13 protein-coding genes are annotated in these 16724 nt (G+C 44.8%); 6 read left to right on the top strand and 7 right to left on the bottom strand.

The window, feature by feature from the left end; genetic code table 11:
* Positions 1–171 precede the first annotated feature (171 nt).
* Together BCT49_RS20700 and yihA are read right to left on the bottom strand one after the other, a co-directional pair.
* On the bottom strand, positions 172–777 hold the full coding sequence (locus BCT49_RS20700; protein ID WP_102437855.1) for a GTP-binding protein: 606 nt from the start codon (positions 775–777) through the stop codon (positions 172–174).
* A gap of 230 nt (positions 778–1007) precedes the next feature.
* Entirely contained in the window at positions 1008–1667 is a 660-nt protein-coding gene (gene yihA / locus BCT49_RS20705) for a ribosome biogenesis GTP-binding protein YihA/YsxC (RefSeq protein ID WP_102437857.1), read from the bottom strand.
* 148 nt (positions 1668–1815) lie between these two features.
* Here yihA and BCT49_RS20710 point away from each other — a divergent pair, with 148 nt between their 5' ends.
* From BCT49_RS20710 to hemN, 5 genes are all read left to right on the top strand, one after another.
* Positions 1816–2433, top strand: a complete 618-nt coding sequence (locus tag BCT49_RS20710; protein ID WP_017109224.1) for a c-type cytochrome — start codon at positions 1816–1818, stop codon at positions 2431–2433.
* 557 nt (positions 2434–2990) lie between these two features.
* Complete coding sequence (locus BCT49_RS20715; protein WP_017107910.1) at positions 2991–3629, top strand: class I SAM-dependent methyltransferase; 639 nt, start codon at positions 2991–2993, stop codon at positions 3627–3629.
* Positions 3629–4189, top strand: a complete 561-nt coding sequence (gene yihI, locus BCT49_RS20720) for a Der GTPase-activating protein YihI (RefSeq protein ID WP_017109223.1) — start codon at positions 3629–3631, stop codon at positions 4187–4189. Before BCT49_RS20715 ends, yihI begins: the two co-directional genes overlap by 1 nt.
* 6 nt (positions 4190–4195) lie before the next feature.
* A complete protein-coding gene (locus BCT49_RS20725; RefSeq protein ID WP_102437859.1) occupies positions 4196–4684 on the top strand; it encodes a DUF2489 domain-containing protein in 489 nt (162 codons plus the stop codon).
* A 298-nt stretch (positions 4685–4982) separates the two neighbouring features.
* Entirely contained in the window at positions 4983–6374 is a 1392-nt protein-coding gene (gene hemN, locus BCT49_RS20730) for an oxygen-independent coproporphyrinogen III oxidase (protein ID WP_102437861.1), read from the top strand.
* Between the two features lie 115 nt (positions 6375–6489).
* Here hemN and BCT49_RS20735 read toward each other — a convergent pair whose 3' ends face one another.
* From BCT49_RS20735 to glnA, 5 genes are all read right to left on the bottom strand, one after another.
* A complete protein-coding gene (locus BCT49_RS20735) occupies positions 6490–9066 on the bottom strand; it encodes a bifunctional diguanylate cyclase/phosphodiesterase (RefSeq protein ID WP_102437863.1) in 2577 nt (858 codons plus the stop codon).
* A 107-nt stretch (positions 9067–9173) separates the two neighbouring features.
* Positions 9174–10577, bottom strand: a complete 1404-nt coding sequence (gene glnG, locus BCT49_RS20740) for a nitrogen regulation protein NR(I) (protein ID WP_102437865.1) — start codon at positions 10575–10577, stop codon at positions 9174–9176.
* Between the two features lie 110 nt (positions 10578–10687).
* Positions 10688–11764 (bottom strand): nitrogen regulation protein NR(II), encoded by a 1077-nt coding sequence (gene glnL / locus BCT49_RS20745; RefSeq protein WP_192889725.1) that lies wholly within the window; start codon positions 11762–11764, stop codon positions 10688–10690.
* 168 nt (positions 11765–11932) lie between these two features.
* Complete coding sequence (locus BCT49_RS20750) at positions 11933–12496, bottom strand: DUF4124 domain-containing protein (protein WP_102437867.1); 564 nt, start codon at positions 12494–12496, stop codon at positions 11933–11935.
* A gap of 217 nt (positions 12497–12713) precedes the next feature.
* Positions 12714–14123, bottom strand: a complete 1410-nt coding sequence (gene glnA / locus BCT49_RS20755; RefSeq protein ID WP_017107904.1) for a glutamate--ammonia ligase — start codon at positions 14121–14123, stop codon at positions 12714–12716.
* 564 nt (positions 14124–14687) lie between these two features.
* Here glnA and typA point away from each other — a divergent pair.
* On the top strand, positions 14688–16520 hold the full coding sequence (typA, locus tag BCT49_RS20765) for a translational GTPase TypA (RefSeq protein WP_102437869.1): 1833 nt from the start codon (positions 14688–14690) through the stop codon (positions 16518–16520).
* Positions 16521–16724 lie beyond the last annotated feature (204 nt).

Below are 16724 nucleotides of genomic sequence, written 5' to 3' on the forward strand. Positions count from 1 at the left end.
TTTAGTACCTTTTCTATTCTTCTCGAAACCTTCTCTCTATCACTGGATTTGTCTTAAATCTGGAATTTGATCAGCAATTGGTAATTTAAATCCGTCTCTAAGTGGATTGTTTTATTGTTGGAAATAACTTTTATTTTACAAGTTACTCATAATGCATTGATCATTTACGTCTTATTTATCAGTACATTGAGTGGGTGAATGCTCAATGTAATCCATGATTTCTTGTTGTTTTTCGGTACTGAATTTCAGTGCTTCGGCTGTGATCTGTATTGAGTGCGCCATGGAAGAGATGTTATGGGTCGCTTTCACCAAGGTTTGCTGCATGGGTTTAAGGATAAGTAGATAGATAGCGGTCAACGCGATAACAATGACCGCGATCACCGCCGCCAACGCAATAATGATTTTAGTTTGGATGTCATCTAGCAGTAATTGACTGGTTTTCTTAAAGGCGATTCGAGAATTGTCTAAGGCTTGCGGCAGTTGGTTGAGGGATGTTTTGGTTGAACTGGCGAGCTTATTAATGCTCTCAACGGTTTGATTCAATGCTTGCTGCTGGTCATCGCTGAGGTTGGGGTTGTTGACGATGGCTTGCAACGATTGCGATATCACCTCGAGAGATTCACTTGCCTCCTGAGCGTACTTCTCCATGCCGTCGAGATCTAAGGTCATATCAACATTGACCAGAGCGGCCTCGGTTTTGGGCTGTTCCGCTTCAGACGTTGCTCCGGAAAATGAGATTAATATAAGCGTGATGGTCGCCAAGGGCTTTTTCCACATGAGTATTCCTTTCTCACTGTTTTGTTTGTCAAAGGTTGTCTTTTAGTATGGTTCACTTCTCTCTCTTCTAACTGATTAATATTGTCTTTAACGCCCAAGATCTAGGTTTAACTCACTAATTTGTGGGTAAAAAAATACCCCACCTATAAAAGGCAGGGTATTGATAAGGCTAAATCACGGGTTGTCGGTGCTTTAACCTCTAATTATAGATAAAGCTCTATATAGAGGAACTACTCTGAGTCGTTTTGCTCTTCGTCAGCTAACTCATCAATGATGTGATCGGCAAATACCGGAGCAAACCACTCATCCATCTTGGCACGCAGTTGGTCAACGCCGATGCCCTTCATTGAAGAGAAGACATCAACCGCAACATCACCACCGAAAGATTTCGCATCGTTACGGATTTTCAGTAGCTGTGCTTTACGCGCGCCACTCTTCAGTTTGTCTGCTTTTGTTAACAAAACCTGTACTGGGATGCGGCTATCGATAGCCCAGTAGATCATTTGTTGGTCAAGGTCCTTCATTGGGTGACGGATATCCATCAATACCACTAAACCTTTTAGGCTTTCGCGTCGTTGTAGGTATTCACCTAGCGACTTCTGCCATTTTTTCTTCATCTCAAGCGGTACTTGAGCGAAGCCATATCCAGGCAAATCAACAATATGACAGCCGTCGGTAACCTTAAATAGGTTAATTAGCTGAGTTCGACCTGGGGTTTTACTGGTTTTCGCCAAGCTTTTTTGGTTCGTAACGCGGTTTAGTGCGCTAGATTTACCAGCATTGGAGCGTCCTGCAAACGCAATTTCGATCCCTTCGTCTTCTGGTAAGTGACGAATATCAGGTGCACTGGTAATGAAATGCGTGTTTTGATAATGAATTTTTACGCTCACTGTTAACTCCATCTCGACTTTGTGTAGTCGATTGATTACTTTTTTGTGAATTTGTGTAAAATAACCGTGCTCGGCATAAGGTCGCCTATTGTACCATGAGTGGCAACATAGAGTGGTACTGGAAGCTTGATAATTATAATGGAATGTCATGAAGAAATTAGCGCTAATTTTGAGTCTTTTAGCCAGCTGCTCAGTATGGGCTCAAGGTAGTATTGAAGCTGGTAAAGCCAAATCACAAACATGTGTTGCCTGCCACGGTGCTGACGGCAACAGTCTGATCACGCAGTACCCTAAACTGGCTGGTCAACATGAGAAGTATCTAGAGAAGCAACTTAAAGAGCTTAAGCTAGGTATGACGAGTGGTGGTAAGCAAGGTCGTTATGAACCTGTAATGGGTGCAATGGCGATGCCTTTATCTGAAGAAGATATGGCTGACCTAGCGGCATACTACGCATCTCTACCTATCTCGAACAACTCTACACCTGAAAATGTTGTAGATGAAGGTAAGGTTCTTTATACCGCGGGTAACGCAGAACGTGGCGTAACGGCATGTATTGCTTGTCACGGTCCACGTGGTAACGGTACCGAGCTTTCTGGTTTCCCTAAGATTTCAGGCCAACACGCAGATTACATCAAGGCTCAACTTGAGAAATTCCGCGATGGTAGCCGTAATAACGACATGAATGCGATGATGCGTGATGTAGCTAAAAAGTTAACAGACGCAGATATTGATACCTTATCGAAGTACGTTGGTGGTTTACACTAATATGTCGGTTTCTTGTTCTTAGCCAGAACAACGAAATGTACGTTCGAGCAAAATTGAAGAGACGCCCCAATCAGCAATGGTTGGGGCGTTTTCTTTTGTATTGATTTTATTTATGCGTTTTTATCTCATGTCTAATTTATCAATGTGTGATCGATTTGTGTACGAAAGTGTGAAGTCGCACTCTTGTAGTCTTTTTGTAACACGGTAAAGTAACCGCCATCAGCTAGGAGCTGACTTAGATATGGATGGTCATCTAGTCTAACGGTATAGACAGAAACGGATCAGGCTAGGACAGCCCAGCAACAAGGTGTTAGAAAAGGATAGCCAAAACTCATCAGGACGATGAACAACAAATAAATTTGGCATGGAAAGCACCAATAACAAATGGAGATTTGTGTACCAAGTTGAGTATGCAAATTTTGGCCGATATAGGCAGATTTAGAGAGCGATAGGTTTTCCTATCGCTTTTTTTATTGATTTGATGAAAAAACACCCAATACCCCTCCACTATAAACGCAGTTTCTGGTATGTTTCGCATCCCTGTTTAAGGATGTGCTATGTATACTTGTCCCTTATGCCATCACCAAGGCGTGAATCACTATTTTGAAGACAAACGTAGAGCGTATCTACAATGTCAGCAATGTGAACTGGTATTTGTTAAACCTGAACAAAGGTTAGAAGCAAAAGAAGAAAAAGCACACTATGATCTCCATGAGAACGATCCTAGTGATGCGGGCTACCGCCGCTTTTTATCTCGCATCGCGGATCCCTTAACAGACAAAATTTCATCTAACTCACAAGGGTTGGATTTTGGTTGTGGCCCAGGCCCTACGCTATCTATTATGTTAGAAGAAGCCGGACACACCATGGAGTTGTACGATATTTATTACCATCCAGAGACTTCTGTGTTGGAGAAAACGTATGACTTTATGACTGCTACCGAAGTGATAGAGCACCTTTATCACCCAGACAAAGTGTGGCAGCAATGGTTGAATTTAGTTAAACCCAAGGGCTGGATTGGTCTTATGACTAAGCTAGTAATAGACGTAGATGCGTTTGCTGGTTGGCACTATAAGAATGACCCGACACATGTCGTCTTCTTTAGTCGTCAAACATTCCAGTTTTTGGCCGAGCGGGATAAGCTCGAACTAGAATTTTTTGGAAGTGATGTAATTTTACTGAGGAAAGTGCAGTAATGGGTCGTAGTAAGAAATCAAGAAAGCCGGGAGCACTTGGCGCTCCTGAACCTATGGTAACAAGAAACCGTAGTGAATCTGATGTTGAAGGTCGTGAACGCAAGCGTGTTAAAAAGCGCAAAGGTCTTAAATCTGGCAGCCGTCACTCAGATGGTAGCGAAGCGAGACAGCGTAAAGCTGCACAAGATCGTGACCCTCGTTTAGGCAGCAAGAAAAAAATTCCGCTGATTGTTGAGCCTGCTAAGAAGCCGACGAAACAAGAGCGTAAGCTATCTAACGAACAAGAGTTAGAGATGCTTGAGAATGATGCTCAACTGAACACATTGTTAGATCGTATCGAAAATGGTGAAAACCTAGGTGCTGGTCTACAGAAGTTCGTTGATGAGAAACTTGATCGTATCGAACACCTAATGGGCCGTCTAGGTCTGCTAGAGCCAGAAGACGATGAAGAAGAGATCTTCGAAGAAGCTCCTGTTGTCGCTAAGAAGAAGAAAGCAAGCTCTGACGAAGACTTGTTGTCTCAATTCGAAGATATCGATTTAGACAGCTTTAAAGGTTAAGACGAAATGAATGTAACCTTATTAGCAATTGCTGGTGGAATTATCATTCTCGGCTTGGGCTCTTATGCAGGTTACCTTCTACTTCAAGTGAAGAAGCAGACGGAGTTGCAAAAGCAGCATCAAGCACTTGCCATTGAAAAACGTAACGCAACGATTTACGACAACGTAAATACCTTGTGTTTAGCGGGTATTCAAGGCCAGTGTGATTTACCTGAGATCAGTATCCGAGTGTGTATCATTATGGATAACGTTCAGGGTGATGAGCGTGTCGATTTTGATTCTGAATATCCTGCTCTTTCTGAGCTGTACCATATCGTTAAAGATATGGCGCGCGGAGACGGAAGGCAGAAACTGACCAAGAAAGAACGCATGCAGCAGAATCTCACACGCCACAAGGCGGAGACTCGCTTGAATGATGCGGTTATCGAAGATTTGAAAAGGTTGCAGGAGAAGGTTAAGCCTCTCAACAATCAAATCAATATTCAGATGATCTAGTCACTGAGACTTTTAATATAGAGGCTTGTTTAATACATGGTGTTTTTGAGACGCATTGTTCTTAATACACCTTATCTTTATAGATAGTGTTAAATGGGCCTTCTTACCTTTTGCACCTTTTTATTTCGGTGCATTGTTAGTGATCAAGCTAGCAGTTCTGAGTTTTTATCTGAAAAAAAGATTTTGTCTTGAAACGTCCTTACAAGTCGTGTGGCAAAATAACCCGTCTATATTTTAATGTATGTAAAATGATTTGAGAGACCTTAGGTTCTCGCGGATCTAAATTGGAATTACCGCTATGTCGAGCAAGCCAGTAACAACGAATCAGCAAATCGTTTGGGATCAAGAAATCTTAAACAAGTATAACTATTCGGGACCTCGTTACACGTCATACCCAACTGCGTTGGAGTTTCATGAAGCGTTTACCGTCGCTGATTACGACATGGCGTGTACTCAGTACCCAGAGCGTCCTCTCTCTCTTTACGTACATATCCCATTCTGTCACAAGCTTTGTTACTACTGTGGTTGTAACAAGGTCATTACTCGTCACTCGCATAAAGCCGATGAGTACTTGGATGTGATCGAACATGAGATTCGTCAGCGTGCTTCTTTACTGAATGGCCGCGAAGTGACTCAACTTCACTTCGGTGGTGGTACGCCAACATTCTTAACTAAAGCTCAAATTACCCGTTTGATGCTGATCCTACGTGACGAGTTTAACTTTACGGCTGATGCTGAAATCAGTATCGAAGTTGACCCACGTGAAATTGAATTAGATGTCCTTGATCACCTGCGTAGCGAAGGTTTTAACCGCCTGAGTATTGGTGTTCAAGACTTCAACAAAGAAGTACAAAAGCTGGTTAACCGTGAGCAAGATGAAGAGTTCATCATCGCGATGGTTCAGCGTGCCAAAGAGCTGGGTTTCCGTTCAACCAACCTAGACTTGATCTACGGTCTACCAAAGCAGACTCAAGCGTTATTTGCTGAAACATTGAAGCAAGTGCTAGAGATGAAACCGGGTCGTTTATCGGTGTTTAACTACGCGCACATGCCGCAACTGTTTGCTGCGCAGCGTAAGATTAAAGATGAAGACTTACCTGAGCCGAAAGAGAAGATGGCTATCCTACAAGATACCATTGAGACTTTAACGGGCGCGGGCTACCAGTTCATTGGTATGGATCACTTTGCTTTACCAGAAGACGAGCTAGCCGTTGCACAGCGTGAAGGTATTCTGCATCGTAACTTCCAAGGCTACACGACCCAAGGTGAAGCTGACTTAGTGGGCTTTGGTGTTTCAGCTATCTCAATGGTCGGTGATGCCTATGCACAGAACCAGAAAGAGCTGAAGAAGTATTACGCTCAAGTGAATGACCTTCGCCACGCGCTTTGGAAAGGTGTTGCTCTAGACAGTGACGACCTTCTACGTCGTGAAGTGATCAAGCAGCTTATCTGTAACTTCAAGCTTGATAAAACCATGATTGAATCTGAGTTCTCGGTTAACTTTAATCGTTACTTCAAAGAAGATTTAGGGCTACTGCAAACCTTCGTTAACGATGAGTTGGTTGAAGTCGACGACAAAGAAATCCGCGTGACTCTACGTGGTCGCTTGTTGATTCGTAATATCTGTATGTGTTTCGATAAATACCTACGTGCTAAGGCTCGCCAACAGCAGTTCTCTCGCGTGATCTAATCGCTCGATTGAGAATAGAAACATAAAAAATGCCAGCATCGTGCTGGCATTTTTGTATCTGTGTCTTGCTACCCTTAGAAGGCCTACCTGACTAGGTGACCTTCTCTTTGGTGCTTTATTTGTCCTTGGTATCTTGTTTAGCCTCAGCATTCTTTTGAATATTGATGAGGTCGGTTGGCCACTGATCAAACGGGACCGGCCGGCTGTATAAGAAGCCTTGTGCGAGCGGGCATTGCAGCTGTTTGAGCAAGTCAGCCTGCTGCTGAGTTTCCACACCTTCCGCAACCAAGTTCACCTTAAAACCTTTGGTTATGTTGACGATAGCCGCAACGATTGAGCTGTCTAAGCTTTCTTGTTCGAGCTTACACACGAAGCTTCGATCAATTTTAAGGCAATCAAATGGCAGCTTCTGCAGGTAGGCAAGCGATGAATAACCGGTGCCAAAGTCATCAATCGCAATCGAAATCCCCAGTACTTTGAGTGTCAGCATGTTATCGATGATGGTCGGGTCGTTGTCGACGATTCGCGACTCCGTGATCTCCAACGTCAGGTTTTGGGCGGGTAACTTGGTATCACGCAGCGTGTTTTTAACCAAGTCAATGAATCCGCTTTCACTCAGTTGGTCGACAGACAAGTTAACGTGAATAGAGAAGTCTTCGCTCCATTTCCCTGATTCGATCGCGATGGCAGTATCTCGACAAGACTTATGCAGAATTTGCTGACCAATGTCGTAGATGAGCCCTGTCTCTTCCGCGAGTGGAATGAATTCCAATGGTGAGATAATGCCTTCATCAGTGATCCAGCGGGCTAGGGCTTCAGCGCCAATTGTTGAACCTGACTCTAGGTCGATAATAGGTTGATAAAAGGGTTCGAATTGTTGCAGTTCGATCGCTTTGTTGAGGCGGGCTAGCATCTTGGTTCGGTGCCTAGAGGCATTGCCCATTTCTGGACTGTAGATGCTGACACGCGCTTTATCCTGCTTGGCATTGCTCAGTGCAATACTGCTGTTGCGAAGCCATAGAGTAATGTCTTGGTCATTTGAAACGTGAACGACACCAATGGAGACCTTAATCACCACGCTTTCTGATTCCATGGAAAATGGCGAAGCAAAGGTTTGGAGTAGTCGGTTAGCAAGCAGCTGAACTTCATCGTCTTGAGTTACATTGGGTGCGTAAATCGCGAATTCATCGCCACCAGTACGAGCCAGCAAGTACTCCGTTGGCAGGATGCCACGCAATCGAGCGGCTGCGATGATCAGCAGTTGGTCGCCATTGTAATGGCCTAGACTGTCATTGATGTCGCGGAAACGATCGATACCAACCAAATAAAGCGTTCCTTCCTTTGTTTCGGTGCTTTTTTGGGCGGCATCAATAAAGCCTTCTCGGCTATACAATTTGGTTAGTGAGTCATAGGTCAGTTGAGACTGTAATTGCTGGAAAGAGGCCTTTAAGTTGTTGGCCATCTCATTGAATGCTGCCACTAGCATGCTGGTTTCGTAGATATTCCCCGGTTTTGGCATGCTGCTATTCCAATCGCCATTGGCTAGGCGTTTTGCTGCGTCGGCGGTTGAGGTGATCGGTCGAATTACGCGGTTAAAGGCAATCAGCCCAGCGATGATGCCAATACAGCTGAGCGCGAGTCCAAGTAGCCAGCTGTTTCTTTGGTTTTCTGGTAGTTCACCGAGCAGGTTGGACTCTGGGATCGACATGCCAATAAACCAAGTGATGCCATGCTCATCTTCAAAAGGTGTGAGCTGGTTGAAGTAGCGTTGTCCGTCGAGATTAAAGCTGAAACGTTGAACGCTCATGTTTTCAATCAAATGGAATTGGTCAACGTAGCTGGCACTCTCTCGTATGACGGGGTTAGCGCTTTCTGTTGCGAGGAGGCGTTGACCCTTGTGGGTCTTTCCAGTTCCCCAAGACACGACACTGCCACCTTCTGAGTGAGCAACTAAACGTTGTTGGTTGTCGATGATGTAGACAGAGGCATCGGTATTATTTTTCAGATCTCTCAAGAACGCGTTGAAGGTATTGATCTTGATATCACTGACAATGACCGCTTTAAATTCGTTGTCATCATAAATTGGCGCAAGGGCTGATAAGGTGATCTCTTGGCGTTCATCGGCATTGGCGTAAATGGGCGACCACGCGGCTTTTTTCTGGTTCACAACCGGCGTATACCAAGGACGTACTCTCGGATCATACCCTGAAATCACAGAACGAATGTCTTCACTTATCTTGCTGCCACGGTAGATAACCAACTGATCTTGAGTGCGGTCATCCTGCACCATCAGGGTATAGCCATCGTTTGCTTCTTTACGAAAACCCACATAATTACCGTCTTCAGAACCAAAACCAATCACATCAAGTTGCGGAACTGCCGTGAAGTGATCGGAAAACTTATAAAGAATGTAATCTTGAACCTTGCTGAGATTGCCAGCTTGGTAAAGGTGGTGATAGCCAATGTTGTGGCTTAGTGAGAGGTTAGCGTGAAACGGCTTTTCTAAAAATTCGGATAGGCTTTTATGAACATTGTCAGTGAGTGATGCTAGCTGACGTGCACTAATATCACTCACCATCTCTTTGTAGCTTTGTTTTTGAGTGAAAACCATTACGCCCATAGTGAACAGAAAAATCATCACGAATGGGAGAACCACCGCGGTTCTCAATGTAATTTGTGTTTTCAAAGACATCTTTAGCTACAACTTTAGTGAATGGCATACCTTAATTGTACCGACACTATTCAAACCAAGCGACCCTTTTTGGGTTAAAAAGTAGCTGCATCGAAAGTCATATCAGGTCAGTACAGTTCTTTGAGTTTACGGGTTAGGGTGTTTCTTCCCCAGCCTAAAACCTTGGCAGCATCTTGTTTGTGACCATTGGTATGGTTGAGTGCAGCCTCTAGCAGTATACGTTCAAACTCTGGCAGAGCATAAGTCAGCAGCTCCTTTTCTCCTGAATCAAGCGCACACTTTGCCCAATTAGCCAGCAGTTGCTGCCAGTTATCACCAGAGCCTGAAGTGGTCACTACTTTCTCCTCCAATAACTCAGGAGGTAGATCTGAAGGTAATATTTCGCTACCGCTGGCCATCACAGTGAGCCAACGACAAATATTTTCCAGTTGACGCACGTTACCTGGCCAATTCAGTTGATTGAGTTTTAGGATCGTCTCTGGGTGCAGTGTTTTTACTTCTACACCGAGCTCTTCGGCGGCAGAGGCTAAGAAGTGATGAGTCAGTTTCTCAATATCTTGCTTACGTTCACGCAGCGCAGGAATATGGATTCGAATCACATTCAGTCGATGGAAAAGGTCTTCACGGAAACCCCCTTCATGCACCAGTCGCTCTAAATCTTGGTGGGTTGCCGCAACAATACGTACATCAACCTTCACCGCAGAGTGACCGCCCACTCGATAAAATTGGCCATCCGACAAGACACGTAGCAAGCGGGTTTGAATATCGAGTGGCATATCCCCGATCTCATCCAAAAACAGGGTGCCGCCGTTGGCTTGTTCAAAGCGTCCTTGGCGAACACTGTTGGCTCCGGTAAAGGCGCCTTTCTCGTGGCCAAATAGCTCTGATTCGATCAAGTCTTTAGGGATAGCCGCCATGTTGAGGGCAATGAATGGCTTCTTTGCTCTTGGGCTGTGGCGATGTAAGGCGTGCGCGACTAACTCTTTACCCGTACCGGACTCACCATTAATGAGAACAGAAATAGACGAACGAGACAAACGACCAATGGCGCGGAAAACTTCTTGCATCGCGGGCGCTTCGCCGATGATTTCGGGTGCGTTGGTCTCTTCGATCACTTCGCTGGCTTGTTCACGCTTCTGTTCTTGACTGTGTGCGATTGCTCGTTCTACCAAAGTCAGCGTCTCATCGATATCAAACGGCTTCGGCAAATACTCAAAAGCCCCTTTCTGATAAGCATTCACCGCAGCATCAAGATCAGAGTGCGCGGTCATGATGATCACTGGCAGGTCAGGAGAACGCTGGTGAACTTGATGCAACAGCTCAATCCCGTCAATGCCGGGCATGCGAATGTCCGACACCAAGACGTCTGGCGTTTCGCGTTCAAGCGCCAGCAGCACGCTCTCTGCGTCAGCAAATGTTTCACACTTAATATCCGCAGATGACAGCGTCTTTTCTACGACCCAGCGTATAGAACTGTCGTCATCGACGACCCAAACGTATCCCTTACTCATAATTCAATTCCTTTGCAGCCAAATCTATTGTGATAATCATTGTTGTTTTTATTGTTCGGTATTCGTTGTTGCCGATGAAACGTTGTTTCCAGTGGGAATCAAGGCTTCGCTTATATCGGCAAATAAATCGTGAATGTGGTGTTACCTGGCCAGCTTTCAACGTCTATTTTTCCGTTGTGCTGATCGATCAGGTTTTGAGATATCGATAGCCCTAAACCAGTGCCACCTTCGCGCCCACTCACCATTGGGTAAAAGAGGGTATCTTTTAACTCATCCGGGATACCCGGACCGTTATCGCTGATCTCAATGCGAGCAGCGAGTTTGTGTCGCTTGCCATGGATATTGGCCTGATGCACCGTTCTGGTGCGGATGGTGATTTTACCGGACTCTTGCGCCTTCAAAATCTGTGCAGCGTTACTCACGATATTGAGCATGGCTTGTTCAACTTGAGCAGAGTCCATCACTATCGCTGGCAGGCTAGGGTCGTAATCTCTTTCGATGGCGAGTGTTGAGCCCGCTTCAAGCTCAACTAGCTGTCGAACTTTTTCTAAAATTTGATGAAGGTTCTCTTCGGTTTTTTTGCCTGGTTTTTGTGGACCAAGAAGACGGTCTACCAAGGCTCTCAAGCGATCGGCTTGTTCAATAATGATCTGCGTGTATTCATTAAGAGACTGATCTGGCAACATTTTTCCAAGCAGCTGCGCCGCTCCTCTTAAACCACCTAATGGGTTTTTGATTTCATGAGCTAACCCGCGCACCAGTAGCTTCGCCGCTTGTTGTTGTGCGTGTTGGTTAAGCTCTTGGCTGAGTCGTCTTTGTTGGTCTATCTTGCGCATCTCTACTAATAGCAAGGTTTCACGCTGCCATGAAATAGGGCTTACGGTGACTTCTAACATCAGTGGACGGTTGTCGACGACAAAGGTAACGTCGCTGTCAGTAATGCTTTGGCCACTTTGTAGAGGCTGAGTGAGAAGCGCTAAGTCGAGGGAAGCATGTTGAATCAACTGGCTTAGTGGGTGATCGACGATGCGTCTCGCGCTTTGAGAGAAGAGTTGTTCAGCCGCAGGGTTGGCGTATCGCACGAACAATTGCTCATCGAGCATCAAGGTCGCGGTCACCATATTGTCGAGAATGGCGTTGGAAAGATGATGTGTATCTATGCTGTCGCTTTGGGCTGATCGATTCACTATTTCGTCCTTGAACTGGTGTTTTTCTCACTGCACCAAATTGGTGCGTAGCTAAGTTCAAGTATGGCGCATATCAACCAGAAGCTAAAGATAATTCATTAGAGTCGCTGAAAGCTGCTTCGATTAGGTGAAAAGTAGAGGAAATTCAGTCTCTTTTAACACATTGGCCTACTTGAGCGTCGCTCGATGTAAATACACGGTGACTGGACTAGTAGATGCAATAAGCTTGCCGCTTCTATGTGCTTGAATTGCAATGGTGTGAGTGCCTCGATCGATGCCTTTCAATTCCCAAGTTGGCTGGGTTTGCGGAGCACCATAACGACGACCATCGAGCATTAATTGCAACTGCTCACCAATACCTAATTTTCGGTTGAGTTCGATCTGAATGGGGATTAAGCCACGGTTGTTGCGGATGGTTTGATCATGTATGGGAGTCAGCATAGTAAGTGTTAGCTGAGCTGGTGCCTCGCGTTCCGCAGTTTTTGTTTCTCGCTGATTTTGGGCTGGCGTTGCCGTTTTAGATGTAGCTGCAGTGTCAACAGGCGTTGAGGCCTCAAATTTAGGGGCTGGCGCTGATGCTTGTACATCAGGCAGGCGAAGTGATTTAGCGCCTTGATCTGTAGGGGTATCACTAAAGTGGAGTACGCCATCTTCATCCACCCAGGTATATACCGTTTGAGCAGAGCACGAGAATGCGGCTGTTAACCCGATTAGGAACAGTATGTTTTTCATATCGTTAGCCTCTTTCCACCGTAAGGTGTTTTCACGTTTGGCGTTGGTTTTGTTATTGATTTTATTGTGTTTATAGCAACAGCCTCTGAGGGCTTTTGTTTAAGATATGGTACGAGGAAGGGGAGGTAGGGAGAATAGAAAAAAGGCCCACCTGCGAGGCGAGCCTAATATTTTTCTAGAGTTTCTTACTTATTGCAGTAAGAAGACCGACTAAAAATTAAACTGAGTAGTACAGTTCAAACTCAAGTGGGTGTGTCGCCATGTTCACGCGTTGTACATCGTCAGATTTCAGTGTGATGTAAGAATCAATGAAATCGTCAGAGAATACGCCGCCAGCTGTTAGGAACTCACGATCGGCGTCTAGAGCTTTAAGCGCTACTTCTAGAGATTCAGCAACTGTTGGGATTTCAGCCGCTTCTTCTGCTGGAAGGTCGTATAGATCTTTATCCATAGCTTCGCCTGGGTGGATCTTGTTCTTGATACCGTCAAGGCCAGCCATCAGCATTGCTGAGTAGCATAGATATGGGTTCGCTGCTGGGTCACCAAAACGTAGCTCGATACGACGTGCTTTCGGGCTTGGTACTACTGGGATACGGATAGAAGCAGAACGGTTACGTGCTGAGTAAGCAAGCATTACCGGAGCTTCAAAACCAGGTACAAGACGCTTGTACGAGTTTGTTGATGGGTTAGCAAATGCGTTGATTGCACGAGCGTGTTTGATTACACCACCGATGTAGTAAAGCGCCATTTCAGATAGGCCGCCGTACTTATCACCAGCAAACAGGTTAACGCCGTCTTTTGCTAGAGATTGGTGAACGTGCATACCAGAACCGTTATCACCAACTAGTGGCTTAGGCATGAATGTCGCTGTTTTACCAAATGCGTGAGCAACGTTGTGTACAACGTACTTGTAGATTTGAGTCTCATCAGCTTTTGTTGTTAGCGTGTTGAAGCGAGTTGCGATTTCGTTTTGACCCGCAGTTGCTACTTCGTGGTGGTGAGCTTCAACAACTAGGCCCATCTCTTCCATTACTAGACACATTGCAGAACGGATGTCTTGAGAAGAATCTACAGGAGCTACTGGGAAGTAACCGCCTTTAACGCCAGGACGGTGACCTTTGTTACCGCCTTCGATGTCAGAACCTGTGTTCCAAGCTGCTTCTACGTCATCAATCTTGAAGAAAGAACCAGACATGTCATTTGAGAATTTAACATCATCAAATAGGAAGAATTCTGGCTCAGGACCGACTAGAACTGTATCTGCGATACCAGTAGAGCGTAGGTATTCTTCAGAGCGTTTAGCGATTGAGCGAGGGTCACGGTCGTAGCCTTGCATTGTTGCAGGCTCAAGAATGTCACAACGGATGTTTAGCGTTGCGTCTTCTGTGAATGGGTCAAGAACTGCAGATGATGCGTCAGGCATCATTACCATGTCAGATTCGTTAATGCCTTTCCAACCTGCTACTGAAGAGCCGTCGAACATTTTACCTTCTTCAAAGAAGTCAGCGTCAACTTGGTGAGAAGGAATAGAGATATGCTGCTCTTTACCTTTTGTATCAGTAAAACGTAAGTCGATAAATTTAACTTCGTTCTCTTGGATCAGGGATAGTACATTTTCTACTGACATCTTGGATAACCTCCAGTGTTATTAATTCGGTATTAGCTCGATTCGGTTGAAACCAGCATTGATTAATGTCTGTATGTGCATTAATCGATGCTGGTTTGTCTATTGCCAAAAGCGTGCCAAAAAAATTATTCCATTAATTTCAATTGCTTAGTTGTTTTTGTTTGCGTTTACATTCGAGTTTTGCACCAAAATGATCTCTGTGCGCACTGTATTGGTGCAATGTGCTTGGTGTGCACCAATATGATGAATCACAAACGAATACCATTCAGCAACGAATTGAGTACGTTGTCAATCCACTTTTCTTTTTCGGGGTAGATTTGGCTCGAAGTTAGCGTGCAATGATTTTAAAAATCGTACGAATTTAGCTGTTCTATACTGTATTGAATCGATGTTAAGCGAATATGAATCGCTAATAGAGAAAAAAGCCTTGGTTCAGATCACATATTTCTGGGTTTTTTTCTAAAATCTGGTATATTATTGACCGTTTTTTAAATCAAGCTAGCGGTTATTATCCAAACAATTGAGATAATTGACGGCTACCTTTTATGAGTGAATCGAGAATCCATGTCTACTCCACAGATTGATAAGTTAAGAAATATCGCGATCATCGCGCACGTTGACCACGGTAAAACGACTTTGGTTGATAAACTGCTACAACAGTCAGGCACTCTTGAGTCTCGTGGTGAAGCTGAAGAGCGTGTCATGGATTCGAATGACATCGAAAAAGAGCGTGGCATTACAATCCTTGCTAAGAACACAGCAATCAACTGGAATGATTACCGCATCAACATCGTAGATACTCCGGGACACGCGGACTTCGGCGGTGAAGTTGAGCGTATCATGTCTATGGTTGATTCAGTTCTTCTGATCGTAGATGCAGTTGACGGCCCAATGCCTCAAACTCGTTTCGTAACGCAAAAAGCATTCGCACACGGCCTTAAACCAATCGTTGTTATCAACAAGATTGACCGTCCTGGTGCTCGTCCTGATTGGGTTATGGATCAAGTATTCGACCTTTTCGACAACCTAGGTGCTACTGATGAGCAACTAGACTTTACTGTTGTTTACGCTTCAGCTCTAAACGGTTGGGCAACAATGGAAGAAGGCGAAGTTGGCACAGACATGGAACCACTGTTCCAAGCTGTTGTTGATACAGTAGACGCTCCTGCAGTTGACCTTGACGGTCCTCTACAAATGCAAATTTCGCAACTTGATTACAGCTCTTACGTAGGTGTTATCGGTGTTGCTCGTGTTACTCGTGGTTCGGTTAAGCCAAACCAACAAGTAACTATCGTGAATGCTGAAGGCAAGAAACGTAACGGTAAAGTAGGTACTGTACTTGGTTACCTAGGTCTTGAGCGTCACGAAGTAGAACAAGCTAACGCTGGCGACATCATTGCAATCACTGGTCTTGGTGAGCTGAAAATTTCAGACACTATCTGTGACGTAAACAATGTTGAAGCAATGGAACCTCTATCTGTTGATGAACCAACAGTAACAATGACTTTCCAAGTAAACACTTCTCCGTTCGCGGGTAAAGAAGGTAAGTTTGTAACTTCACGTAACATCCTTGAGCGTCTTGAAAAAGAATTGGTTCATAACGTTGCACTACGTGTTGAAGAAACTGAAAGTCCAGACCGTTTCCGCGTATCAGGCCGTGGTGAGCTTCACCTTTCTATCCTGATCGAAAACATGCGTCGTGAAGGTTTCGAGCTAGCAGTATCTCGTCCAGAAGTAATCATCAAAGAAGAAGATGGTCAGAAAATGGAACCGTTCGAAACGGTTACTATCGATGTAGTTGAAGAGCACCAAGGTGCGATCATGGAAAGCATCGGTCTACGTAAGGGTGAGCTAACAGATATGGCACCAGATGGTAAAGGCCGTGTTCGCATGGACTTCATGATGCCTTCTCGTGGTCTTATCGGTTTCCAAACTGAATTCCTTACAATGACGTCTGGTTCTGGTCTTATTTACCACTCGTTCGATCACTACGGTCCTTACAAAGGCGGTATCATTGGTCAACGTAACAACGGTGTTCTAATTTCGAACGCAACGGGTAAAGCTCTTACTTACGCTCTATTCTTCCTTCAAGCTCGTGGTCGTCTATTCACAGAGCACGCTGATGAAGTTTATGAAGGTCAAGTAATTGGTATTCACAACCGTTCAAACGACCTGACAGTAAACTGTCTGAAAGGTAAGCAACTAACGAACGTTCGTGCATCTGGTACTGATGAAGCACAAGTTCTTTCTCCACCGATCAAGCACACTCTAGAGCAAGCTCTTGAGTTTATCGATGAAGATGAATTAGTAGAAGTAACGCCACTAAACGTACGTATCCGTAAGAAACTTCTTACTGAGAACGAACGTAAGCGTGCAGCACGTCCAGCTAAGGCTTAATTGCCAGCTGACTAGCTTCTAGCTAAGTAGATAAGAAAGCCCCGAGTAGCCTAGCTGCTCGGGGCTTTTGTTTTATGTGGCGTTAGCATAGATACGGGTAAACGAGATGCGAGATACGAAGAGCATGTTCCATATCTATGCATCGAGTCGTCATTCAAGAATCGAGGGACGAAATATCTGTAATCTTTCTTTTAAGGCGTCCAA

The organism is Vibrio lentus, assembly GCF_002875945.1.
GTDB classification, from domain to species: domain Bacteria; phylum Pseudomonadota; class Gammaproteobacteria; order Enterobacterales; family Vibrionaceae; genus Vibrio; species Vibrio apostichopi.

Bases quoted from the DNA above. Each gene is read 5' to 3' on its own strand.
- glnG (WP_102437865.1), bottom strand. From the start codon at position 10,577: ATGAGTAAGGGATACGTTTGGGTCGTCGATGACGACAGTTCTATACGC.
- BCT49_RS20710 (WP_017109224.1), top strand. From the start codon at position 1,816: ATGAAGAAATTAGCGCTAATTTTGAGTCTTTTAGCCAGCTGCTCAGTA.
- BCT49_RS20715 (WP_017107910.1), top strand. From the start codon at position 2,991: ATGTATACTTGTCCCTTATGCCATCACCAAGGCGTGAATCACTATTTT.
- BCT49_RS20750 (WP_102437867.1), bottom strand. From the start codon at position 12,496: ATGAAAAACATACTGTTCCTAATCGGGTTAACAGCCGCATTCTCGTGC.
- BCT49_RS20735 (WP_102437863.1), bottom strand. From the start codon at position 9,066: ATGTCTTTGAAAACACAAATTACATTGAGAACCGCGGTGGTTCTCCCA.
- yihI (WP_017109223.1), top strand. From the start codon at position 3,629: ATGGGTCGTAGTAAGAAATCAAGAAAGCCGGGAGCACTTGGCGCTCCT.
- BCT49_RS20725 (WP_102437859.1), top strand. From the start codon at position 4,196: ATGAATGTAACCTTATTAGCAATTGCTGGTGGAATTATCATTCTCGGC.
- glnA (WP_017107904.1), bottom strand. From the start codon at position 14,123: ATGTCAGTAGAAAATGTACTATCCCTGATCCAAGAGAACGAAGTTAAA.
- typA (WP_102437869.1), top strand. From the start codon at position 14,688: ATGTCTACTCCACAGATTGATAAGTTAAGAAATATCGCGATCATCGCG.
- BCT49_RS20700 (WP_102437855.1), bottom strand. From the start codon at position 777: ATGTGGAAAAAGCCCTTGGCGACCATCACGCTTATATTAATCTCATTT.
- hemN (WP_102437861.1), top strand. From the start codon at position 4,983: ATGTCGAGCAAGCCAGTAACAACGAATCAGCAAATCGTTTGGGATCAA.